Origin of the sequence: Paenibacillus pabuli, assembly GCF_039831995.1 — a bacterium.
GTDB classification, from domain to species: Bacteria; Bacillota; Bacilli; order Paenibacillales; family Paenibacillaceae; genus Paenibacillus; species Paenibacillus pabuli_C.
The window spans coordinates 2,164,319-2,188,294 of record NZ_JBDOIO010000003.1 but is presented as its reverse complement, the minus strand read 5'-3'; the positions used below and the strand labels follow the sequence as shown (position 1 = coordinate 2,188,294).

Sequence of the window (23,976 nt, the reverse complement as noted above, 5' to 3'; positions counted from 1 at the left end):
CTGTGCTTTTTGGGTATGTAAAATGTGAGAAGAGTACATAGGTGTCCTAAAGGAATCTTTATGTCAAATCGCTTCATTTTTGAAGGATAATAATCTGTCTTAATATTCCGCCTTACTGGGAAAAAGTGTTGATTTTCGTCCCTAGGACGTTTAGACTATATAACATCACTATTAACGGGTTTCTGATGTATGGCTGCCGTGCTATGGAAGCGGGTGGTCACGAGTCAAAATGATGCGAAGGGAGTGCCTGTCACCCGGACAGTGCGCTGCCTTCTTTTTTACATTATGCCTACATTCAAGATACTTCCCGGTTGAAAGGAAAGACGGAGTGGAGCACCTACATGGAACGTATAACTTGGAACTGGTTGTTTTATCTTACATTATTGCTGCCCTTGCATCTTATGCTGCGCTTGACCTTGCTGGCCGGGTAAGCTTGGCCAAAGGAATATCCAGAACCGTATGGCTTGCCAGCGGTGCCATGTCCATGGGACTTGGCATCTGGTCCATGCATTTTGTGGGCATGCTGGCTTTTGTTCTTCCTATGAACGTGTCCTATTCCATGGACAAAGTCGTCCTGTCCGTCCTGCTAGCGGTTGCTGCATCAGGTATTGCGTTACACATCGCAGGCCGGAAATCGGGCAATTTGCGCCAGATTGTTATTGCCGGTCTGCTCATGACGGCGGGCATCACCAGCATGCATTATGTAGGCATGGCTGCCATGTCCGTTCCAATAAGTTACGAGGCAAACATGGTGCTTTTATCTGTACTCATCGCAGCAGGTGCCTCCTTTGCAGCACTATGGCTAATGTATTATTTGAGCCAGCATCAGACCCGGTTCACATGGGTTTTCAAATTGGGCAGCGGGCTCATTATGGGGCTGGGAATCACAGGCATGCATTACACAGGGATGTCGGCTGCGCAATTTCATCAGCATTCGCATGCCCAGATGGTAAATTCCATGATGCAGATTGAACCGGGATTATTGGCATACTTGGTTGCAGCAGGTACATTCCTTACACTTGGACTGACACTCTTTGGTATCTATATCAATCAACGAATGTCCATCAAAGATCAGCGAATTCGTGAAAATGAACAATGGTACCAAGCTCTGTATGAGAACCATTCAGACGCCATTATATCGGTAAATAACGAGGGGATTGTCAAAGGGATAAATGCCGCGGTTACGCGTATTACAGGATATCCGGAGCGACTGGTAGTCAATCGCTCTCTGGATGAAATATCGAAGCATATTGATATCCACTGGAGTTCGAGTCAGCTTCAAAGCTTGGGCTTATCGAGTGCAAGCCTTGAACAACGTTATTATACGGCAAGTATGACAGGGATCGATGGACAGCATCTGGATTTAAGCATTAGCGTCGTGCCTGTTTTGATTGAAGGCAAAGATGTCGGCAGCCATATCCTAATCAAGGATATTACAGAAGAGAAGCAGGCGCAGGAGATGATTCGTCATCAAGCCACGCATGATCCGCTTACCGGCTTGCCGAACAGAAGGAAACTGGATGAGGTCCTTGCTGAAACGATTGCATCTTCCGTAATATCCAATCGTTCGTTTGCCGTGATGGTGATGGATATCGATCGTTTCAAGATGATCAATGATTCGCTGGGCCATTCCATCGGGGATGTTTTTCTTAGGGAAGTCAGCGACAGAATTCTTAAGGCGATCCGTGAATCAGATGCAAAAGGCATGGATAACGTGATGCTGGCCCGAATGGGTGGTGACGAATTCACACTGGTCGTCATGAACGAACAGGGGAATGAGGAACGTGTGGGCAGTCTAGCATAACAGATTGTTGAAGCCATCCAATTGCCGTACCGGTTAAAAGAGAATGATTTTTATGTTACCGCCAGTATCGGTATTGCCATGTACCCGGAGCATGGAACGGAAGTGGATGCCCTGTTGAAGCATGCAGATACCGCCATGTACGAAGTGAAGAAAAATGGAAAGAACGGATTTCAATTTTATACTACACAACTGGATTCCGAATTGTATGAGCGGATTGAGCTGGAGGGGTATCTGCGCAAAGCGCTTGAACGCAATGAATTGCTCCTGTATTACCAGCCGCAGATTCGCACGGTGGATAGCCGGATGATCGGCGTGGAAGCCCTGATTCGCTGGAAGCATCCGCACAAAGGGATTTTGGCACCAAATGTGTTCATCCCCATTGCCGAAGAAACGGGTATCATCTATGACATTGGGAACTGGACGCTGCGGGAAGCCTGCAGACAGATGAAACAATGGCATGCCAGCGGCGGTCCGTTGATTCCGGTATCGGTAAACCTGTCCAGCCAGCAGTTTCATCAGTCTAATCTCGTGGAGCAGGTTCAGAATGCTCTGGCGGAGACAGGACTGGAAGCCCGCTATCTGGAACTTGAAATTACGGAAAGCATGATGATGGATGCCACCGTCTCGACAGGTATCCTGAATGAGCTTACTTCACTTGGAGTCAAGATTAGTCTAGATGATTTCGGTACAGGGTACAGCTCGCTGAGTTACCTGAAGCATTTTCCGATTCATAAGCTGAAGATCGACCGTTCGTTTGTTACAGACATCACCGAGAACCAGAGTGACCAGGCGATCGTGGCGACGATCATCACCATGGCACAGAATCTGAAGATGGACGTTATTGCTGAAGGCATTGAGACCAAAGGACAGCTGGATATTCTGATGCAGAACGACTGCCGGGAAATCCAGGGATACTACTTCAGCCGTCCGCTGCCAGCAAGTGAAGTAGAACATGATTTCTTTGTTCCGCTGCGCCTGCCGGGAAATCCCATCATTCTTGGATAAGTAAGATTGAACATGCCAAGCGGCAAGTCCCCGCCATCTGCCAGGGACTTGCCGCTTTTTTTGTCTCCATTTATATAGAAGAAACTTACATGAATTTGCGATGGTGCTTCTTGCCGTCATACGTAAACCAGATGGGTTTATCCTCGACGCGTGTCTCGACATGCACGGTTCGTCCCCAGAGCCGGTACAGATAAGGGAGGGTGCGCTCCATATATTTCAGGTCCAGCTCAATGCCTTCATACTGGTGCTTCAGCACAAGCTCCCCTGTCCGCAGGTAATCGGCGTCCTGAACGACCAGATACGGAGATCCTCCGTTAATGCGTGAAAATACAAGTTGATCACGTATGTTTTCCCAGGACTTGTCGGTGATTTTCCAGTCCGGGCCTTTTTTCTCGAACACATAGAGGTCCAGATCTTCAGTCAGCTGCTTCGTCATGTAATTTCGGATGAACGAGGTGTCGGAATCGAATTCCCGGACTTCGAACATTTTGGCGCGGCCCTGACCGGGTTTGCGGCCCCAACGCTCCTGTTCTTCCCTGGATGGATGATCCCAGCGGCGTTCAATATCTTCAAAAATTTTAAGCCCCAAATAATACGGATTCAAACTTTGCTTGGACGGCTGTACCACGGAAGAGTTCAATTTGGCAAATTCAATGGTATCCTCACTACTCAGGTCCAGCTCGCGTATAATGCGTTGATGCCAGTAGGAAGCCCAGCCTTCGTTCATAATCTTGGTTTCCATCTGCGGCCAGAAATACAACATTTCTTCACGCATCATACTCATAATATCCCGCTGCCAATCGGTCAGCACTTCCGAGAACTCCTGAATAAACCACATGATGTCCTTTTCCGGTTCGGGTGGGAAGTGATGAACCTGTATTCCTTCGGATGGAGTTTCCTCTTTCTGCATATCGTCAAGCGCCCATAAGTCGTCATATCGTCCTTCTGGACGTGGTGCCTTTTCACCACGCTGCTCCCGTATTTTCATCTCCATATAACGTTGTTTGTCCAAATGACGGGGTTTGATGAGTTGAGGGTCTACATGTTCCTGAATGGCGATTACGGCATCAATAAATGACTCAACTGCTTCGGTTCCATACTCCATTTCGTAGTTGCTGATCCGGTCCGCCGTGGCGGCCATGCTTTCGACCATATTGCGGTTCGATTTGGAGAAACGGGCATTATTTTTGAAGAAGTCACAGTGTGCGAGCACGTGTGCCACGATCAACTTGTTCTGAATCAGGGAATTGCCATCCAGCAGGAAAGCGTAGCAAGGGTTGGAGTTAATGACGAGCTCATAAATTTTACTGAGGCCAAAATCATACTGCATCTTCATCTTGTGGAACGTTTTGCCAAAGCTCCAGTGACTGAACCGGGTTGGCATCCCGTAGGCTCCGAAGGTATAAATGATGTCTGAAGGACAGATCTCGTAACGCATCGGATAATAATCCAGGCCGAATCCATCGGCAATCTCCATAATCTCGGCAATGGCGTATTCAAGGTCGCGGATTTCATCTGTCATCTTACGCTGCCTCCTTCCCGTTTCTGGAAAAAGCTGCGCAAAGCTTTGTACACTTCGCCCTTTTCTTTGATCACATAGTACATAAACTGATCCATCTTAATATGACGGTAAGCCGACATTAATGTGCTGCTGCGGTTATATTGATTGACCTCTCCATATCCAAACATGTTGCTGCGCTTCATCAATTCACCAATCAGTTTCACGCAACGTTCGTTATCCGAGGTGAGATTATCCCCATCCGAGAAGTGAAACGGATAGATGTTGTAACTGGAAGGAGGGTAACGCCGATCGATGATATCAAGAGCCTTCATATATACAGAGGAGCAGATCGTTCCTCCGCTCTCGCCGCGTGTGAAAAATTCTTCTTCCGTCACTTCTTTGGCTTCGGTGTGATGAGCCAGAAACACAATTTCAACCTTCTCGTACTGGCGGCGCAGAAAACGCGTCATCCAGAAGAAGAAACTGCGAGCGCAGTATTTTTCAAAAGAACCCATAGACCCGGAAGTATCCATCATGGCGATAATGACGGCGTTGGACTGCGGAATAATTTTGTCTTCCCATGTCTTGTAACGCAGATCATCCGGACTGATATGGTGAATACCGGGATTCCCGGTTGTGGCATTGCGCCGAAGATTTTCAAGGATGGTTCGTTTCTTGTCGATGTTGGACTGCATGCCTTTTTTGCGGATATCGTTGAACACCACCGTGTGTGTTTCAATCTGATCCTTGTCTTTCTGCTTCAGATCCGGAAGCTCCAGTTCAGAGAATAGCATATCTTCCAGTTCCTCAATGCTGACTTCGGCTTCTACGATATCATGACCAGGCTGATCTCCGGCTTTTTCGCCCTTACCCGGTTTTTGTGAGGCAGGATCACGACCAATGACATCTCCGACCTGACTGTCACCGTCACCTTGACCGACATGTTTTTGCTTCTGGTAGTTATACACAAAACGGTACTCATCCAGACTGCGGATCGGTACCTTGATGATTTGTTGTCCATCAGACATGATAATGTTTTCTTCCGTAATCAGATCAGGCAGATTTTGCTTAATGACATCTTTAACCTTTTGCTGATGGCGCTGCTGGTCCTGGTACCCTTTGCGGTGAAGCGACCAGTCTTCCTTTGATACGACGAACGAGTAAGGCTGGTGTGAATTTGACATGTAGGCACCCCCCATTGATTACGCGGCACAGTTTGGCCTGTCGGTAATTAAGTATATTCACGGGCGGGGACGATATGTGATGCGAGAGGAGATAAAATGATACAATTTACGTAACCGAGTTTTCGGATACAGCTCGAAATGCCTGTTGCAACCCGAACTTTTTTACAGAAACGATGAACAAGTATGACAAACTTCCCTTACAATAAGTACAGGCAATGAATTGGCATTCTGTCGGGAATGCAGGAAAAGGAAGGATCTTACTTGGATAAACGGGCCGTTAAAGCTTGGATTATGTACGACTGGGCCAATTCTGCATACGCGACCACGGTACTGGCCGCCGTACTTCCCGTCTTCTATGCTTCGGTAGCTGCGGCAACGCTGGATGCCGACACAGCGGCATCTTACCTGGCCTATACACACTCGGTCGGGATGTTATGTGTGGCCTTGTTAACCCCGCTGCTGGGAGCGTTGTCGGATCTGTCTGGCCGTAAAGGGGATTTTCTACGCGTATTTGCTATCACGGGAATGATTGCAACACTTGGCTTCAGCACGGTTGGGGAAGGGGACTGGCTGCTGGCCTCCGCCTTGCTTGTGATCTCGACCATAGGATTTGCAGGCGGGAATACCTTCTATGATGCAATGCTGCCTGATCTGGTGTCTGCGGACCGCAGGGAGATGATTTCATCCAAAGGGTATGCGTATGGTTACATTGGCGGTGGATTACTGCTGGCGGTCAACATGCTCATGATTCAGCAGCCTGAATGGTTCGGCATGGGAAGTACGCTGGCAGGTACCAGACTCGCCTTTATTTCTGTAGCGCTTTGGTGGCTGTTATTCTCCATCCCGCTGTTCCGTCATGCTCCCCGTCGTCCTGCGGCACCGGACATGCCTGGATCGTGGAAGGGATACGCAGAGGTAGGGATACGGAGACTGCGCCAAACTTTTCGCCAAATGCTGCGCTTTCCCCAGTTGATTCGAATGCTGGTGGCTTTTTGGTTTTTCAATGACGGGATTAATACGATCATCCTCATGGCGACGATCTATGGTACAAGTATTGGCATCGGGACAGCCGATCTGATGCTTGCGCTGCTGCTCACCCAATTTATCGGTTTCCCTTGCACCTTGCTGCTGGGGGCATGGGCGCAGCGCTGGGGGGCGAAGCAGGTATTGATGTTAAGTCTGTCCATCTACGTATGTATTGTCGTACTCGGATATTTTATGACGGAAGCCATCCATTTTTACATGCTTGCTGGATTGGTTGGCGTAGTGCAAGGTGTCAGTCAATCGACTGCGCGTTCATTGTTCAGCAACCTGATGCCTTCGGGCAGAACAGGGGAGTATTTTGGCTTTGTGAACATCACAGGCAAATTTTCATCCATTTTCGGTCCTTTTGTTTTTGGCTGGGTGGGTCAGATTACGGGCTCAAGCCGATGGGGCATCCTTTCCCTGCTCTTTTTCTTCCTCGCAGGTATGGCCGTTCTAATGACAGTAAAAGTGGGGCAAGGCATGAACGATGCGCTTGAGGCCGATCGGGAAGCCAGCCGTATTTCGGACTCGATTGTACCTTCTTCTGGAGTGGGTACAAGCCATAGTGGATAAATAGGTCACAAACCTTTTCGGAAAAATAAATAATAAACAAATAGCTGCTCCGGATCTGTTCATCAGAAACAGATTCGGAGTTTTTTCATGTTTGTGCACAGTCATATTTGGGAGGGACAGTGGAATAAGTATGGAGTGCTGAGTTGAGGGTGGAGAGAATAGAGAGAACGGGAAAGGAAATTATGAAAAAGTGAAAATAAAAGATTGACATGATACATTTTGTATCATAGAGTAAAACTATGAATACACACCGTATCTGAAAGATGTCGAAACATCATAGAATCGAGATGGTACATCTTCTGTTTCGTCAAAAAAAGGATGAGAATTCGATGACCAACTGCATGCTCATTATATTCGGACAGAGGAGGGGATGCCGGTGGTAGATGTTCAAGGTAACGGTCTTGTCTTTTTACTCTGTGTCCCTCGTAGTGGAAGCTCACTATCCACCGTCATGCTGCAGAACCACAGCCGTATATTTGCAACACAGGAAATGTGGTTTCTGATGAACCTGGTGGATCTGTCAAAAGCGGATGCTCGTCCTTATGGAGGAAGCCCCATTATTCGTCAATTTTATAGTGCCATGGTCTCAGATGATGTATATGAAAAGGCATGCAGGAGCTTTGCTCTTGAAATATATAACGGATTTCTGCAGGGAAATGCAGCAGATTTCGTTGTCGATAAATCTCCGCGTTATTACTATATGCTCGAATGGCTGGATCGACTTTTTCCAGAGTCCAAGCGTATCCACCTTCAGCGTAATCCACTCTCCATCGCAGCTTCCTACAAGAAAGTTAATCGAAACCAAGGAGAAGGGTTTAATCTGGTCAGCAGTCTGGAAAGCCCACATCTGAATATGAAAGCCGTTGATCTTACGCTCGGCTTGCTTCGCTTAAATGATTATTTCGCAGTAAAGCATGCAAATGCACATGAGCTTCGTTATGAACAGCTAGTCTCCAAGCCTAAAGAAGAAGTCGAAAAGTTATGTGAGTTTCTCGGCGTTGGATATGAGGAAGGCATGGAGCAATATGGCCTTCATGCGGATAGTTCGAAATCCAACATGTTCTACAGTATGGGGGTCGGAGACCCGTTCTTGTCCACGCATCAAGAAGCACACAAAAATTCTGTTAACAACTGGAAAAGAATACTGGATACAACGGAAGTCGAAACATATTGCCGTGTTCTGGGGGCAGACGTGTTCCATCGTATGGGTTACTCTGAGCAGCTGCAAGAGGCGGAACAATGGACAGGAGTCCGTTATGAAGCAGCCCCGGATCAGGAAGTCATTGAACGACTTAGCCGTCAGTTTGCGGAAGCAACGGGCTGCAGATGGCAACCGCATTACTGCATACAGGGAGCCCCATCAACAAGTGTAGCAGCCCATCCTTCGGAGTCCAATACAGATCCCACCTTAGCTGCGCTTGCCACAATTAGACAACTGGAAGCTGCACTCCGTGCAGCAGACAACCGCTTGGAGCGAGGATACAGTGAGCAGGAACGATTGAAGAAGCAGCTGGCTACTGCTCATAGCAAGCTTCAGCGAATTAAATCCTGGATCCCATTCGGAAACCAAATCAGTGCATGGGCATCCCAGCGCAAGATACTTCGGGGAGGAAAGTCATGAGTGCCATAGCGGGAATTGTTCATGCCGATGGTCAGGAAGCGTTTTGGGAAGATAGCTGGCGCCTGTACGCAAGCCTAGGACATATTCCGGCGGATACAACGGGGGTTTGGAAAGGGAACCAGGCATTCCTGAGTTGTCATGCCCAGTGGATCACACCCGAATCAGTCAACGAGCAGCTGCCTCTGGTTGATGAGGTCAGTGGTCTTACGATTACCGCAGATGCTATTTTGGATAACCGGGAACAACTCGCTGATCAGTTATTCATCTCCAGAAGCCAGTTGTCTGTCCTATCGGACAGTGAACTGATTTTGAGAGCCTATCAGCAATGGGGTGAACAGGCAGCGAGCAAGCTGATTGGGGACTTTGCTTTTGCAATCTGGGACGACCGCAAACGGATACTGTTTGCAGCGAGGGATATTACCGGCATGAGAACGTTGTATTACCGGCATGACGGCAAGCGTTTCTCATTTTGCACACTAATTGGCCCTTTGCTTGATCTCGAAGGGGTAACCAAGGATTTGAATGAGACCTGGTTATCCGAATTTCTGGCCATCCCGGAAATGCATGGCTCAGCAGATATCCACATGACAGCATATCGTGGAGTGAACCAATTACCCCCTGCACATACCCTGGTCTTCCGAGCATCCACTTTCAAAGTGGAACTGAAGCAGTATCATCGCTGGGACGAAGTGGAGCCGCTGCTTCTCAAATCCGATGGGGAATACGTTGAAGCATTTCGTGATGTATTCTCTCAGGCGGTCAGTGCCCGCTTGCGAACCCATCGGCAGGTAGCCGCCGCATTAAGCGGTGGACTGGATTCGGGTGCTGTTGTCGGTTTTGCTTCGGGATCCTTGCGCAGCCAGGGGAAAAGGCTGAATGCGTACAGCTACGTGCCTGTGTCTGATTTTACGGATTATACTTCCAAAACGCTGCTGGCTGATGAACGACCTTTCATTCGCTCCACAGTGGATCATATCGGAAATATATCGGAGAACTATCTGGATTTCGAAGGCAGGAGTCCTTTTAGTGAGATAGATACTTGGCTGGACATGATGGAAATGCCATATAAGTATTTCGAAAATTCATTCTGGATCCGGGGGTTTTACGAAAAGGCAAGTCAGCAGGATGCAGGGGTACTGCTCACCGGAGCCCGGGGAAATTTCACCATTTCATGGGGACCTGCACTGGACTACTACGCCAGTCTGATGAAACGCGGGCGCTGGCTCCTGATGCTGCAGGAGATGAGACAATATTCTCAGCGAACGGGAATGAAATTTTCAAGAATTGCTCGCATTACCGCACAAAAAGCCTATCCGGAACGTTTCCATAATGCCTCGAAAGGGGCGGCCAATGTCGCGACCAACCAACTCATTCATCCGGAATTTGCGAGCAGAACAGGGGTACTTGAGCGACTCGGATCATCGGTTATGCTTCAGGGAGGCGCTAGAGCAGATGCGTTGAAAGTAAGAGCGGAGAAGTTCAACAATTTGGCCATTGCGAACAAGAATGGAGCTGTAGCTACCAAATGTTCCTTGCGTTACCGGGCATGGGAGCGTGATCCCACCAGTGACGCCCGCGTCATTCAATTTTGCCTGTCGGTACCCATCGAACAGTATGTCAGCAAGGGAACAGATCGCTCCCTAATCCGGCGTGCAACCTCACCAGAATTGCCTGATAAGGTAAGACTCAATCAACGTGTTCGGGGCATACAGCCCGCGGATTGGCTGCATCGGATGATCCCTGATTGGGACGCTTTTACCGCAGAAGTGCAGGCGCTTTGTTCTGATAGTCGTGTAGCCGGCATATTAAACACCGAACGAATACAATCAGCGCTTAAAAACATTCCGCATCCACGGCCTGAGCTCGCCTCTCACCCGGATATGCGTTTGATGATGCACAGCCTGATCGTATACCGCTTCATCCGCAAATTTTGAACGTGAGATTTACATACTAGGCAGCATTGTAAACTCTTGAAAGGAGGTGACAACAATGGAAAAGAAAGAATGGCAAGCACCTGCACTGGAAGTGTTGGAAGTAAACCAAACTATGGCTGGAACTGGTTTCAGACAAATTGACTGGATCTCTGAGCACGACGCTGATCTCTACGATCCAACTTCCTAAGTTATTAAGTTTTACGAAGAGCTATCATACTTAAAGGGCGGAAAGACAACATGATCTTTTCGCCTCCGCCCTTATATTTGATTCCTATGAATATAAGGGCTTTTTTACATTCAGCATTGCTAAGGAGGAGTCATTCATTGTTGCCTGTGCAGTATGAAGCATATGGATTGCGTTGGCTAAGCCAATTTCAAATGCCAGAACTCCAGATCGTGCAGAACAGTAGTCAGGATGCTGGTGATATTGACGTACATATCCAGTCTGCCGATTTAACCGCGCTTTGGGAAGCGTGGAATGTGGGGAATGAAAATTTCGTATCTCGTGACGGCAGTCTTTTTTTTCGAATTGAAGATACAGGCATCTTCCTGATTGAGCAAGGACGCAGAATAATTGTTAATCCTAAGCAGAACGCTGATGAAAAAAAAGTCCGATTGTTTATTCTTGGTACCTGCATGGCCGTTATCATGATGCAGCGGGGCATCCTGCCACTACACGGAAGTGCCGTAGTTATTGATGGCTGGGCTTATGCATTTGTGGGTCATTCGGGCGCTGGGAAATCCACTTTATCGGCAGCTCTGGCTTCACGTGGGTATCCACTTCTGACCGATGATGTCGTTGCACTAACATGGGACGCCGGAGGCAGAGCTATCGTATCTCCAGGGTATCCACAGCAGAAACTGTGGCAGCCCAGCCTAGATGGGTTTGGCATGAAAGAAGAGAACTATGCCACCGTACATGCCGAGATAACGAAGTATGCGATACCGGTTCAGCATTATTTTCATGAGAGAGCTGTCCCGCTTGCTGGCATTTTTGAGCTGAATCCCAAACCGGATGCCGTAAGGGAGCCTATTCAATTGACACAGGTTCAAGGCTTGGAAAGACTTCATCTGCTGTGTACACATACCTTCCGAAGTACTCTTGTGGCAAGGCAAGGCCTTGCGCAGTGGCTGTTCGAAACAGTTTCAAGATTATCTGCGAGCATAGAAATTTGTAGATTGACCAGGTCAGGTTCTGAATTTACTGCATTTGAGATGGTTGAACGAATTACAGATCATGTACGCAAAGGAGTGCACACAGAACAATGAAAAGTACAAAACAGTTTGATTGGAAAGATCGTGTGAAGCAGAAGGAAGGGAATCTCGTCAGTGATATGGGCGGGGAAAAAGTCATGATGAGTATCCAAAGTGGAAAATACTATAATCTTGGCAGTACTGGCGGACGCATTTGGGAACTTTTGTCTCAGGAACGGACCATCGCCGACCTCGTTGGCGTGCTGGCTTCCGAGTACGAAATTGATGCAGATACGTGTCACGCACAAGTCATTCCGTTTCTTGAACATATGTCCCGTGAGGGATTAATCGACGTTGTCCACGAGGATTAAGGCGATGTTACGCAAAATCAAAAATTATCGTTCATTGCCACGTGAAGTCAGGCTTATGGTATGGGAGGCGTATATTCATTTGGGGTGGGCACGGATCCTCAAAGCGCGACCTTTTGCCAAAATCGCCCCTGGGCTCGGCACAGCACAGTATGAAACCTCTATGAACGGAATCGATAGAAATCAGATTATAGCGATTAGACATGTTTCCAAAGCCATTTTGCTGGCGAGCAAGTACACATTATGGGAAAGCCGCTGTCTAGTCATGGCGATCGCTGCAATGAAAATGCTAGAACGCCGCAACATAGAGAGTACGCTGTATATGGGAACTGCGCGCAATAAGCAAGGACAAATGATGGCTCATGCCTGGCTGCGAAGTGGAAAAATCATCGTAACCGGAGCGGATACTATGGACCAATATACGGTTGTCGGCGTGTTTGGCAAGCGTTGTCCGGAGAAGGGAACTGGAGAAATTGTCTATGAATCTTGAATTTGATGACTACACAAGAGGGTTTCCGCAAGAGCTCAAGCTGATTTTGACGATCATGAAAGATGAGCTGCAGGGACTTGCTCCAGAAGCAGTTAAGGCTTTAACCAAAGGAATAGACTGGAAGCTCTTTTTGCGTCTTGTCTATCATCACAGATTGTACTCGGTTCTATACATGAAACTCAAAACATTAGAATCTCCCTTCATTCCTGCGTCTGTTGTAGAGAGTTTAAGACAGGAATATACGGCGAATACGTTTCGCATGCTGCACCTGACGGCGGAGATGGAACAGGTCTGCGGGGCTTTCAATGAACAGGGAATTCGGAGTATTACGTTAAAAGGGCCAGCACTAGCCCACGATCTCTACGGAGATGTGTCTTTAAGAACATCCAAGGATTTGGACATTCTCATTCCTTTTGATGATGTGGAGTCTGCGGAACAGATTTTGGAAACGCTCGGTTATGTATCTAAGGAAGAAAAACGGCGCCCAACCGTGCAGAGCTGGAAATGGCGCGAGCATCATATCTGTTACAAGCATCCTATGAAGAAGACTCAAGTGGAAATTCACTGGCGGCTTAATCCGGATTCTGGAAAAGAAACGGATTTTGAGTTGCTGTGGCAGCGCAGTCGGTTCAGTACGTACACGCAGACCCCGATCCGCATGCTGGAGAGAGAAGATTTATGGGCATATCTGGTGACCCACGGCGCCCGTCATGGGTGGTTCAGACTGCGCTGGCTCATGGACATCGATCAGATGATTCGCAGTATGCCTTTGGATGTAAACCTGTTAACCAGACGCCTGAAAGCTGAAGGACGGCTCGTTATTGGTGCCCAAGCGCTGCGCCTTGCATCCGTACTGATGAATACACCACTGGATGCGGGCTATCGCAGTTTATTATCCTCCCAAGAACGCGCGGGAGAACGGCTGGCTAAACATGGCGTGTTATTTATGAATGATATGCTGGACACACCAGCGAATTTGCGAAGTTACCGCTCCTATCTGTTTGCGCTGAGAAGTACCAGACAGAAAATGTTTTTCTTCATTGAACGATTATATCCAAGTACCTGGGATGTGGAACAATTGCCGCTTCCGCGCTCTTTGCACTTTCTGTATTTTCCGTTACGTCCATTCCTCTGGTTCTGGCGGCGAATGAAAAGGAACGCGATGACGGAAAGGGGTTAACCAATGATATCAGAACTTCGATTTTATATGCGCAAGCTTCGTGATGTAACAGGACCTGTTCTCTATTGGAACTTGCTAGGCATGATCTGCATTAGTTTAATGGAGGGAATCGGCATTTATATGCTAGTCCCCATGTTAAGTTTAATCGGTATATTTGAAATGAGCTCAACCGGGCTACAATTGCCCTGGCTCTCCGAATGGTTAGGTCAGCTCTCCGACAATAGTCAATTAGTGTTGGTATTGGGCGTTTTTGTGGTCATCCTCTCCGGACAGGCATGGCTCCAGCGTCTGCAGACGATTCGAAACACCCGGATCCAGCAGCAGTTTATCCGAACATTGCGACAGGAAACTTATCGGGCCATCATTATGGCCAAATGGTCTTTTTTTCTCCAAAAACGAAAATCCGATTTTAACCATATATTAACGACCGAACTTGCACGAGTCAGTCAAGGCACGAATCTGATCCTGCAAATGGCTGCGTCCTTGATTTTTACAGCGATTCAGATTGGGCTGGCTTTTTGGCTGTCCGCGAAGTTAACGGTTATTGTACTTGTTTTCGGGGTTCTGTTGTTCTTCGTTCTCAAGCAGTTTGTGCAGCGGGCCAAGCAGATCGGCGATCAGACATCCGAACTATCCCAGCACTATTATAATGGTATTACAGAGCATTTTAATGGTATTAAGGATATCAAAAGCAACATGCTCGAGGAGTCGCATATCGGATGGTTTGAAAAAATATGCAAACGAATCGAGCGAAACGTCATTCAATTCAGCCAGTTGAACAGTGGAACACAGCTTATTCACCGCGTATCCTCCGCTGTTATTATTGCCGCCTTCATCTACCTGTCACTGCGTGTTCTTGCCGTACCCCCGGCGAGTTTATTGCTGATCATTCTCATTTTCTCCCGGCTATGGCCCAGGTTTACATCCATTCAGTCCAACCTGGAGTATATTAGCTCGATGCTGCCGGCATTTCAGCTGGTCAGGAAGCTACAGGCTGAGACGGAAATGAGCCGTGAAATTAGTGAACTAAATGCATCAGCAGAATTAAATCGAAATAGCTGGAGAGATGGTCACCACATCATTCAGCCTCTTGAACTGATGCGATCTATCGAGTGTACGAATGTCAATTACCGTTACGAGGGCAGTTCGTCTTACTCGCTCGCAAACGTTAATGCATCCATTCCTGCCAAAGGAATGACAGCCATTGTGGGTAAATCAGGTGCCGGAAAGAGTACCTTAATTGATCTTATTATGGGTCTGATTCGTCCAGAGAGTGGGCAAATTCTCATCGACGGTGTCCCACTGTCCGAGGAGCAATTATTGGCGTGGAGAAGTTCGATTGGATATGTATCTCAGGATCCGTTTCTATTCCATACAAGCATCCGTGAGAATTTGCGGTTGGTTGATCATGACGCGAGTGAAGAACAGATGTGGCAAGCCTTGCAGTTTTCTTCCTCAGCAGCATTTGTCCGCAAACTTCCTCATGGATTGGATACGATGATTGGTGATCGGGGGATTCGTTTATCCGGTGGGGAACGCCAGCGTCTAGTACTGGCCAGAGCGATACTGCGTAATCCGTCAGTGCTCATTTTGGATGAAGCTACAAGTGCACTGGATAGTGAGAACGAGCAGCACATTCATGAGGCAATTGAACGACTCAAAGGACATGTAACCATTGTTGTGATTGCCCATCGTTTGTCCACGATCCGTACAGCGGATCGAGTAATTGTACTGGAGGAAGGCCGAGTGATTCAGCAGGGTGGGTACCAACAATTATCTACAGATCCGGTGGGGACCTTCAGCAAGTTATTGAATATGCAGGCCGATGTCGTAGGGCAGTAATAACTGGATAAAAATTCATAATCACTTACATTCCAAAAAGGCACAGGATAGTCACTGTGCCTTTTGTCTGCAATAGTCCTCATCCTGCCTGTACACGCAATCGGTTAAACTTGACGGGTAGTGGGGGCAAGAGGGAGCTGAAGTGCTCCTGTCAATTCCAGGTACTGTACAATCTCTTGAATGGCTTCGTGCAAAGTGAGCTGTTCCGTATCAATAATAAGCGACGGATCCTCCGGCACATCGTAAGGTGCTGAGATTCCAGTAAAATGGGGAATATCTCCGCTGCGGGCTTTTTTGTACAAACCTTTTGGATCGCGCCGCTCACATTCTTCGATGGAACACTGAACATATATTTCTATAAAATCATCAGGCTTAAATAACTGTCTGACCATTTCCCGATCCTGTGCATGGGGAGAAATGAAGGCCGAAAGAACGAGCAGCCCGGCATCCACCATCAATTTGGCTACTTCACCAATGCGGCGTAAATTTTCTTGTCGATCCTCCGCTGTAAAACTGAGATCGCGATTGAGCCCATGACGTACATTGTCACCATCAAGTACATAACAACGAACGCCTCGATCATGCAGATGCTGTTCCAAGGCAAATGCAAGCGAGGATTTACCTGCACCCGATAATCCGGTAAACCACAACGTACGGCTGCGATGGCCGTTATGTATTTCCCGTTCATGCCTGCTTAAACTGGATTGCTGCCAGGTAATATTGCGCTCTTCCTTCGACATGGATATCCGCCTCTCCTACTCATGATATGTAATATATTTTAACATATTTACAAGAATATAGCACGATCTTTAATGATCTGAGGTTTAGCGTGAACTTCATCATTTTCGGGTATAGAAGTAGTACACCCATAGCAGGAGGAAGAGCAATATGAACGAAAAAATACAGAACATACAGGTTAGCTTTCAATGTGCGGACTGTGAGCATGACATCCATGTGAGTTTTGCTGCACAGCAGGTAAGTACCGTACGATGCTCGGGGTGTAATAGGGCTTACACCTTAATGAAACCGACGATTGGTGAAGAAATATTGCTCGATTGGGAGCAAGAGGCGCTATATCATAAAATGCGGGCAGACCGTTCCGAGATGGATTATGACAACATGTCTGCACTTATCATTAAAGTCATTGAACTGCTGACTTGGCGTGATCGTGGTGACGGACAGACCCGAGCCATCGAAACGGTTAGAGAATGGTTATCGTCCAGCGGCAAGCCGCAAACATTAATTGAACTGCTGCATCAACCCGAACAAAGCAACAAACGGTTCTAATTCTGTAATGGCAAGCGCCATTGAAAGGTACATACATTTGCTGTTCCTGTGGCATATTACCTGAAGGGGCTCGTGATAGGAAGCGACAGCCAATTATTCAGGAACAGGAGCGGTTGAAAATGAAGCGATTGGTTTTATATATGCTGTTGACTGCCGTATTGGCGTTCAGCATATTTCCGGTGCAGACTGAAGCATCGCCCGTTACCGGAGCGTATCACTTTGGCTTCAAGAGAAGCCAGAACGGGCAGCTGCCCTCCATTGATCAGGAAGGATTTAAATCGATCCTGCAGCAGAATGACGCCATCTTTTTGGGGGATACCAAACAGAAAGAATTATATCTCACGTTTGATAACGGATATGAGAATGGATTTACTCCAGCCATTCTGGATGTGCTGCGCGATAAGAAAGTTCCTGCCGCTTTTTTCGTCACTGGTCATTATCTGAAGGATCAGCCGGAACTGGTCAAGCGCATGGCAGCAGAGGGACATATTGTTGGCAACCATTCCTGGAATCATCCGGATATGACTCGGGTATCCAATGAAAAGCTGAAAACAGAACTTGAACAGGTTAAATCGGAAGTGAATCGTTTAACCGGCCAGCAAGCCACCTTTTTGCGTCCGCCGCGCGGTATTTTTAATAACCGCACACTTGCAGAGAGCCATGCTCAGGGGTACATCAATGTGTTCTGGTCATTGGCTTACAAGGACTGGGATGTCAATGTACAGCGCGGAGCTGATTATGCACGTCAACAGGTGCTCAAACAATTACATCCTGGCGCTGTCATTCTCCTGCATTCGGTCTCCAAAGATAACACAGAGGCGCTGGGCTCGATCATAGATGAAGCACGGAAACAGGGATATGCGTTCAAAAGCTTGAATGACCTGAAAACAAAAAGTTATTAGAGGTATAGGAACAATGTAAAAGGGCATCCTTGGCTGTGTACAGCCAGGATGCCCTTTATGGTGTCAGTTATACCCGTTAACCTACGTCAACGTAATGTGCATTTTACAAAGCCTTACAAAACCGTATTATAAATGATACCGATCGTTTTGGGTCCGCAATGGCTGCAGATGACACATCCAGCTGTAGTTAATTCAACCCGTGCACCTGTTTGTTCCTGCAGGGATTTCTGCAGCTCAAGTGCATCCTCTTCAGCCATGGTATGTACAACAATGATTAGGTCTGTGTCGATCTGATGCTTTTCGCTGAGTGTGTTTTGCAGCATTTGATCCAGAGCCTTTTCCCTTTTCCCACGGACTTTGTAGGCAGGTGACATTTTGCCATCCGTTACCCGAATGACGGGGCGAATCTTGAGCAGGCTTCCGATCAGGTTTTGCATGCCTGAACAGCGTCCACCTTTGTGCAGATATTCCAATGTATCAATAACAAATTCAGTCCGTACATTCGGCTTCACTGCTTCAACCAAATGAGTGATTTCTTTCAGGCTCTGACCTTTCTCCGCAGCATGCACTGCCTTCATGACAAGCAGTCCAATTCCGGAGGAAAGATTAAGTGAGTCAACCACAGAGATGCGGCCTTCGGGAAACTCTGAACTTGCCAGCAGCGCATTCTGATAAGTGGATGAAAGCTCAGAAGACAAGCTGATATACAGGATGTCGTCTCCTTGTTCTATGTAAGGTTGAAAAGCCGTCATGAAATCAGCAGGGGATGGAGCAGCTGTTTTGGGCAGTCGGCCGTTCTGGCTTACACGCTCATACAGCTGTTCAGGTGTGATTTCAACACCATCCTTCAGCGATTCATCACCGAATACAACGTACAACGGAATGATCCCGATATCGTGAGTCTTAATCCAATCTGGACTCAGATCACTGGTGCTATCTGCAAAAATTTTGATTCTTGACATGTCAATCTCCTTTGGATACGAGAATTTGGCAAAATGGTTGATGGTCTGGCTGTTTACGTCATGTACATGCCAGCCAGGATAAGTCCTGCAAAAGCGAGGATCATGATCCCGTTAAGGATAGTACCGATAATGGGGAATACCTTTTTTCGCTTTTTAAGCACAAGACCGATGACGCCAAGAATCAGGCCGGCCAGATTAAGAACAAGGCAAACCAGGATAAACAAGGATGCCAGCAGTACAGCCGGATGCAAAGCAAGCTCTTCAACCTGCATAGGTTGTGTTAACGTTCCAATAGCACCGCTGAGTGCAATGGTGGCCAGGAAGAAGGTCAGAATATAACCCAAGAGTGCAACCAGTCCAATGACAAAACTTGCGATACCCGGACCGGAATGTTTGATTCTGTTCAGTACTGGATCTGTTGGATCTGCCGGATTAGTCGTAAAAGGGTCGTTGTTGCTTCCGCTATGTTCATACGTATTTTGATGTTCCATGAATATCATATCCCTCCTTAGTCAGTATTGATTGTTATTAACCTCATTGTATGCATGGTGATTCTCCTGATGGTTGCAGGAGTACAGACCCTTTTACTTTTCCATAACTACCGATAAAAATCAAGGTTTCTCTTTACTTTGTGCCCTTATATAGACCAATCCTTTTGAACCAGATCCAATGCATATGTATGGAAGCTCATAACAAACCACTAAACTGGTAAAGAGCTCAGAGATTCGCTAAAATAATCATTAGTGTGACATGACATAAGGGGAGAGAGTGAAATGCAACGAGTATGGATGACGGTTGGAGCCGTAATGACAATGTTGTCTGTAGCTATAGGCGCGTTCGGTGCCCATATGCTTAAGGAACGAATTGGCGCAGATGCCATTGCCGTATATGAGACCGGAGTGCAGTATCACATGATTCATGCCCTGGCCCTGCTGATTGTGGGATTGACAGCGGGTCAACTCGGGGCGTCCTCCAAGCTGAAATGGGCGGCGCGTCTGCTGTTTATCGGTATTATTGTGTTCTCCGGCAGCTTGTATGTACTTAGTATTACGGGCATCAAAGTTTTAGGTGCCATTACGCCTATTGGCGGTGTTGCTTTTATTGCTGGATGGCTATTATTTACCTTAGATGTGTGGCAACGAGGGAAAGAGCGCTCCTAAGTGTGACTACCTATCTAGGAAAATCCACTGGGAGTATAATTGGCTTACATTTGAAATAAAAAAAGCAGCTTACGTGGAATAGTGTGAAATTTCCACGTAAGCTGCTTTTTTGTTTGCATTCGTAAATGAGCTACAAAAACTCGTCAATTTCATTCGTTCGGAATGAGTAGACCTGCTTTTCATCCACATGGTAGACACTTACAATGCTGTTATCCCGATCAAAATTCAAAATGCGGCATGGAATACTCTGATGTTTGCCGTTCTTGTTGTTTACCACAATCCGTGTAAGCCGGTTTTCCTTAATGAGGGTATCAATCCACTCATCAAAGGAATTTCTCTGAGAAGAACTGGCCGACTCTGGTGCAGCTAAATTCTGAGAAGAAACCGTTTCCTTTTGGTCTTGTGGTTTTGCCGAGTTTGATGAATTTGTTGATTGATTCGATGGAGCTGTTTTCAGTCCGCTCAATTGAGATTTTTTCCGTTCGTTGTGAAGGATGGTGATCGAGTCTTTCTTGGACTGGATCGTTGCTTCAATAATCTTGCCAAGCTCTAAGCCGGATTGAATCCGAAAGTCCGCAATTTGTTCCTCTTTGTTCATGAGCTCCAACAGGGACTGTAGCGCCAAGGCATTCGAGCGGCTTTTGATAAGAATGTCGACATTAAATAAAAAGCCAACTTCTTCTCCGTTGGATAAGGTTTCCTTCATTCATCCCAGCCCCGTTTGTAGATATGTCAGTCGATAAATACGCTTCAATTCACTATATCATTAATGTGGCAATAATCATAGTACTAGAGGCATAGAAAATAACGCGCAGCACTGCGAGTTTGATACAGTTTTCATATGACCAGAGGTATTTTCTGCATCTACTTAATTTTATGGGGTGTCATGAGAAATTTAGTATGATCTTAAAAATTCATAAGTTATATGAAATACATCTTTTATGAAGGCACATTTGCAAAAAAAATGCTGTAGCATAAATTTTTTAGTCTCTTTGCAGGGCCATAACTAGAATGTCGATGATGAATATAGCAATAAATGACCCAATTTAAAGTGACCTTTTTAGCCTTTTACTTTGTTTTCCGCAGGTGTCCACACCGAGAATCGGAATGGGGCATACAATTATCCTGACCTGCGGGAATAGGAGGTGGATCGTGAGATTATGGTGAGCATGGAGCCGATTGTAGTTGGAGAGCATGTGCTGGTAGGGGTGGAAGTGAAGCTGCCCAAAACGACGCTGTTGACGATAAACACATCCAAAGGATATATCATGTGTGGAGCACTTGATGTCGGATTACTTAACGAAAAGCTTGGGGATCGCAAAATTATAGCGGCTCGGGCGGTGGGTGTACGCACATTGGAACAGTTATTACATGCGCCGATGGAGTCCGTTACAACGGAAGCTGAAGCAATGGGCATAACGGTGGGTATGACAGGAGTAGAGGCATTGCTGAAGATGATTTAATTCTGGACAACGTCCGATGAAACGAAGTGAGTAGCTGAGATAGCTTCGAAACAGTGCTGATTGCGGCTACAGCTAACTCTACAATAATTCACAAGAAAAGAGTAAAAGGGCCCCCATCGGAGCCCTTTTTTATGTCTAGCATCTAAGTGTGACGCTAAATTATGCTTCTTCCTTGGCAAACAAGGCAGCTAGATTTTCTTTGAATGGAGCACGAACGACACCTTTTTCCGTAATGATTGCAGTTACATACTCATTAGGCGTTACATCAAATGCAGGGTTAAATACTTTTACCCCTTGCGGTGCGGTACGTTTGCCAAAGCCTTCGGTTACTTCCTCGGCAGGACGCTCCTCAATCGGGATGAGGTCTCCGGAAGGTGTGGACAAATCAATCGTGGACAGCGGGCTGGCCACATAAAACGGAATATTATGTGCTTTGGCAAGCACCGCTACGCTGTATGTTCCGATTTTGTTCGCCACATCACCATTTGCTGCAACGCGGTCTGTACCAACGATAACGGCTTGGATCCAGCCTTTGGACATCACCATGCCAGCCATATTGTCGCACAGAAGGGTAACGTCGATACCCGCTTGCTGCAGTTCGAATGCTGTCAAGCGTGCGCCCTGGAGAACAGGACGTGTTTCGTCGGCAAAGACTTTAAGATGAATGCCCTTTTCCTGAGCGAGATACATTGGAGCGGTTGCCGTGCCGTATTTGGCTGTGGCGAGTCCACCAGCGTTGCAGTGCGTAAGCACACCCATGCCGTCTTCGAAGAGCGGGAGGGCATGTTCTCCGATCATCCGGCAAACCTCTTCATCTTCTTTTTGAATCAGGAGGGCTTCTGCTTCGAGCGCATCATTGCTGTCTTCAATGCTTGTTCCAGCTTCGGCCAGATCACTTGCCTTTTGCATCATGCGGTCCAGGGCCCAGAACAGATTCACCGCTGTCGGGCGTGAAGTGGCCAGGTGGGCACAAATGGATTTCACATGATCGAGCCAGCCTTGAATAAAGAGTCCATCATAGGCTTTGGCGCCCAATACTACGCCGAACGCAGCAGCGATTCCGATGGCTGGAGCACCGCGTACCTTCATGGAATGGATGGCTTCCCACACTTCTTCAGGCGTATACAGCTTAAGCATCAGAATGGTTTCAGGCAGAAGACGCTGATCAAGCATTTCGAGCTTGTCCTGTTTCCAGTTCAGGGAGGACAGGGGCTGATGTTCAAGGGTTGTCATGGATGTTCCTCCGTTCCTAAGTTAAACTTTGATTGAGGAAATGGCCGTGGACACAAGGTCCAGCACTTCACCAATGGTATTCAGGCGACGATTGTTCTTGATTAACGTTTTACCGATAGCAAGTGCTTTACGCTGAGCACGTTCACGTTCAGCAGCATCCTGAATCGTATCAATATCTGCTACATGGGCAAGGCCAACGATTCGACGGACCATTTTGGCACCAGCGAAGCCGATCGAATCTCTGAATAGTTGTTGGACATACAGATCTTCATATCCTGGCGCTTTGGCCATCGGATCAACAAGATCAGTAACCCATAGCGCACGGAAACGGGCTTCAAATTCATTCCACACATCTCGAACCATGTCCAGCAAAAGTGTCTCACGCTGACTCAGGGCAGTTTCATTCTGAATCCAGCCTGGCAAAGAAGCGTAGTTCAAAAGAAGGTTGGCGAGTACGGCACCCACGTCAAATCCCATAGGGCCATAAAAGGCAAACTCGGGATCAATAACCTTTGTGGATTCTGGTGTGACAAAAATACTTCCCGTATGCAGGTCTCCATGAAGCAAGGCTTGTCCATGAGTCAGAAATTTTTCCCGTAGCAAAGCTACCTCAAGGTGGAGTGCTCCATCTGTACGAAGAGCATCAGCTTCATCCTCAATCGATGCATCATAATTATTTTTTTCAGCGAACCGATAAGGCTCATCAAAGATCAGATCTTCCGTTATTTTACACTGATCCGGATTAACAAATCGGCCTTGTTTTTCCTTTTTCAACTGTTGATTCATGCCGAGATCGGATGTGAAGAATAGCGTTCTTGCCATGAATTCTCCAATATGCTGTGCGAAGAGAGGGTAAGTAACACCTTCAATAAGGCCTTTACGCATGATCACATGATCACTGAGATCTTCCATAACCGTCAATGCGAGATCGTCATCATAGTGATACACTTCTGGCACCATCCCCGGGCATAGGCGATACTCTTCCTGAAGAATTTCGCGTTCAATTCGGGCACGTACCAGAGACAGAGGCCAAGATTCACCAACCACTTTCGCATAAGGAAGGGCCTGTTTGATAATGATACTTTTATCGGAGTCCTGATCCGTGATATGGAAAACCAAATTAAGATTACCGTCTCCGATCTCACGACATTCCAGGTTCGCATCTGCCGTAAATGGACCCGGTAAGGTTTTGGCCAGTTCGATTGCTTCCTGGGGGGTTAAAGGGTGATATTGAGACAAGGATGCCA

The 23,976-nt window shown here is 47.1% G+C and carries 22 protein-coding genes and 1 pseudogene; 15 read left to right on the top strand and 8 right to left on the bottom strand.

Annotation, left to right across the window (positions count from 1 at the left end; translation table 11 throughout):
* Window positions 1-229: 229 nt before the first annotated feature.
* Window positions 230-1,966, top strand: a pseudogene (locus ABGV42_RS11810) (diguanylate cyclase domain-containing protein); the annotation flags it as partial.
* Window positions 1,940-2,809 (top strand): putative bifunctional diguanylate cyclase/phosphodiesterase, encoded by an 870-nt coding sequence (locus tag ABGV42_RS11805; protein ID WP_347383213.1) that lies wholly within the window; start codon window positions 1,940-1,942, stop codon window positions 2,807-2,809. The pseudogene ABGV42_RS11810 and the gene ABGV42_RS11805, both read left to right, overlap by 27 nt.
* An 85-nt stretch (window positions 2,810-2,894) precedes the next feature.
* Here the strand turns inward: ABGV42_RS11805 and ABGV42_RS11800 are convergent, their stop codons facing one another.
* Both ABGV42_RS11800 and yhbH read right to left on the bottom strand, forming a co-directional pair.
* On the bottom strand, window positions 2,895-4,331 hold the full coding sequence (locus ABGV42_RS11800; protein WP_347381819.1) for a SpoVR family protein: 1,437 nt from the start codon (window positions 4,329-4,331) through the stop codon (window positions 2,895-2,897).
* Window positions 4,328-5,494, bottom strand: coding sequence for a sporulation protein YhbH (yhbH, locus tag ABGV42_RS11795; protein WP_347381818.1), 1,167 nt, complete (start codon window positions 5,492-5,494; stop codon window positions 4,328-4,330). The genes ABGV42_RS11800 and yhbH overlap by 4 nt, the downstream gene beginning before the upstream one ends.
* Before the next feature lie 261 nt (window positions 5,495-5,755).
* Here yhbH and ABGV42_RS11790 point away from each other — a divergent pair, with 261 nt between their 5' ends.
* The 9 genes from ABGV42_RS11790 (at window position 5,756) to ABGV42_RS11750 (ending at window position 15,722) form a co-directional block, all read left to right on the top strand.
* Window positions 5,756-7,093, top strand: coding sequence for an MFS transporter (locus ABGV42_RS11790; RefSeq protein WP_347381817.1), 1,338 nt, complete (start codon window positions 5,756-5,758; stop codon window positions 7,091-7,093).
* Window positions 7,094-7,469: 376 nt separating this feature from the next.
* Entirely contained in the window at window positions 7,470-8,714 is a 1,245-nt protein-coding gene (locus ABGV42_RS11785; protein ID WP_347381816.1) for a sulfotransferase family protein, read from the top strand.
* Complete coding sequence (locus tag ABGV42_RS11780) at window positions 8,711-10,648, top strand: asparagine synthase-related protein (RefSeq protein ID WP_347381815.1); 1,938 nt, start codon at window positions 8,711-8,713, stop codon at window positions 10,646-10,648. The genes ABGV42_RS11785 and ABGV42_RS11780 overlap by 4 nt, the downstream gene beginning before the upstream one ends.
* 55 nt (window positions 10,649-10,703) lie before the next feature.
* Window positions 10,704-10,835 carry a paeninodin family lasso peptide gene (locus ABGV42_RS11775; RefSeq protein WP_127536564.1) on the top strand — a complete coding sequence of 44 codons (132 nt, stop codon included), beginning with the start codon at window positions 10,704-10,706 and terminating at the stop codon, window positions 10,833-10,835.
* 137 nt (window positions 10,836-10,972) lie between these two features.
* Window positions 10,973-11,917 carry an HPr kinase/phosphorylase gene (locus tag ABGV42_RS11770; RefSeq protein ID WP_347381814.1) on the top strand — a complete coding sequence of 315 codons (945 nt, stop codon included), beginning with the start codon at window positions 10,973-10,975 and terminating at the stop codon, window positions 11,915-11,917.
* Window positions 11,914-12,213: a lasso peptide biosynthesis PqqD family chaperone gene (locus tag ABGV42_RS11765; RefSeq protein WP_347381813.1), complete on the top strand. Its 300-nt coding sequence runs from the start codon at window positions 11,914-11,916 to the stop codon at window positions 12,211-12,213. Before ABGV42_RS11770 ends, ABGV42_RS11765 begins: the two co-directional genes overlap by 4 nt.
* Before the next feature lie 4 nt (window positions 12,214-12,217).
* Window positions 12,218-12,700: a lasso peptide biosynthesis B2 protein gene (locus ABGV42_RS11760; RefSeq protein WP_347381812.1), complete on the top strand. Its 483-nt coding sequence runs from the start codon at window positions 12,218-12,220 to the stop codon at window positions 12,698-12,700.
* Window positions 12,690-13,880, top strand: coding sequence for a nucleotidyltransferase domain-containing protein (locus ABGV42_RS11755; RefSeq protein WP_347381811.1), 1,191 nt, complete (start codon window positions 12,690-12,692; stop codon window positions 13,878-13,880). The genes ABGV42_RS11760 and ABGV42_RS11755 overlap by 11 nt, the downstream gene beginning before the upstream one ends.
* Window positions 13,881-13,886: 6 nt before the next feature.
* Window positions 13,887-15,722, top strand: a complete 1,836-nt coding sequence (locus ABGV42_RS11750; RefSeq protein WP_347383212.1) for an ABC transporter ATP-binding protein — start codon at window positions 13,887-13,889, stop codon at window positions 15,720-15,722.
* Window positions 15,723-15,826: 104 nt separating this feature from the next.
* Here ABGV42_RS11750 and cysC read toward each other — a convergent pair whose 3' ends face one another.
* Complete coding sequence (gene cysC / locus ABGV42_RS11745) at window positions 15,827-16,462, bottom strand: adenylyl-sulfate kinase (RefSeq protein ID WP_347381810.1); 636 nt, start codon at window positions 16,460-16,462, stop codon at window positions 15,827-15,829.
* A 148-nt stretch (window positions 16,463-16,610) separates the two neighbouring features.
* On the opposite strand from cysC, the gene ABGV42_RS11740 reads away from it, so the two are divergent.
* Together ABGV42_RS11740 and pdaA are read left to right on the top strand one after the other, a co-directional pair.
* On the top strand, window positions 16,611-17,009 hold the full coding sequence (locus ABGV42_RS11740; protein WP_347381809.1) for a hypothetical protein: 399 nt from the start codon (window positions 16,611-16,613) through the stop codon (window positions 17,007-17,009).
* 119 nt (window positions 17,010-17,128) lie between these two features.
* Window positions 17,129-17,911: a delta-lactam-biosynthetic de-N-acetylase gene (pdaA, locus tag ABGV42_RS11735; protein ID WP_347381808.1), complete on the top strand. Its 783-nt coding sequence runs from the start codon at window positions 17,129-17,131 to the stop codon at window positions 17,909-17,911.
* A gap of 113 nt (window positions 17,912-18,024) precedes the next feature.
* Here pdaA and ABGV42_RS11730 read toward each other — a convergent pair whose 3' ends face one another.
* Both ABGV42_RS11730 and ABGV42_RS11725 read right to left on the bottom strand, forming a co-directional pair.
* A complete protein-coding gene (locus ABGV42_RS11730) occupies window positions 18,025-18,873 on the bottom strand; it encodes a DegV family protein (protein ID WP_347381807.1) in 849 nt (282 codons plus the stop codon).
* A 53-nt stretch (window positions 18,874-18,926) separates the two neighbouring features.
* A complete protein-coding gene (locus ABGV42_RS11725; protein ID WP_347381806.1) occupies window positions 18,927-19,364 on the bottom strand; it encodes a hypothetical protein in 438 nt (145 codons plus the stop codon).
* 282 nt (window positions 19,365-19,646) lie between these two features.
* On the opposite strand from ABGV42_RS11725, the gene ABGV42_RS11720 reads away from it, so the two are divergent.
* Window positions 19,647-20,033, top strand: a complete 387-nt coding sequence (locus ABGV42_RS11720) for a DUF423 domain-containing protein (protein ID WP_347381805.1) — start codon at window positions 19,647-19,649, stop codon at window positions 20,031-20,033.
* A 130-nt stretch (window positions 20,034-20,163) separates the two neighbouring features.
* Here the strand turns inward: ABGV42_RS11720 and ABGV42_RS11715 are convergent, their stop codons facing one another.
* On the bottom strand, window positions 20,164-20,739 hold the full coding sequence (locus ABGV42_RS11715) for a hypothetical protein (RefSeq protein WP_347381804.1): 576 nt from the start codon (window positions 20,737-20,739) through the stop codon (window positions 20,164-20,166).
* Between the two features lie 454 nt (window positions 20,740-21,193).
* Between ABGV42_RS11715 and ABGV42_RS11710 the strand changes: the two genes are divergently transcribed.
* Entirely contained in the window at window positions 21,194-21,496 is a 303-nt protein-coding gene (locus ABGV42_RS11710; protein ID WP_095288232.1) for a YunC family protein, read from the top strand.
* A 159-nt stretch (window positions 21,497-21,655) separates the two neighbouring features.
* Here the strand turns inward: ABGV42_RS11710 and mtnA are convergent, their stop codons facing one another.
* Together mtnA and mtnK are read right to left on the bottom strand one after the other, a co-directional pair.
* On the bottom strand, window positions 21,656-22,729 hold the full coding sequence (gene mtnA, locus ABGV42_RS11705) for an S-methyl-5-thioribose-1-phosphate isomerase (RefSeq protein ID WP_347381803.1): 1,074 nt from the start codon (window positions 22,727-22,729) through the stop codon (window positions 21,656-21,658).
* A gap of 21 nt (window positions 22,730-22,750) precedes the next feature.
* Window positions 22,751-23,968: an S-methyl-5-thioribose kinase gene (gene mtnK, locus ABGV42_RS11700; RefSeq protein WP_347381802.1), complete on the bottom strand. Its 1,218-nt coding sequence runs from the start codon at window positions 23,966-23,968 to the stop codon at window positions 22,751-22,753.
* Between the last annotated feature and the right edge of the window lie 8 nt (window positions 23,969-23,976).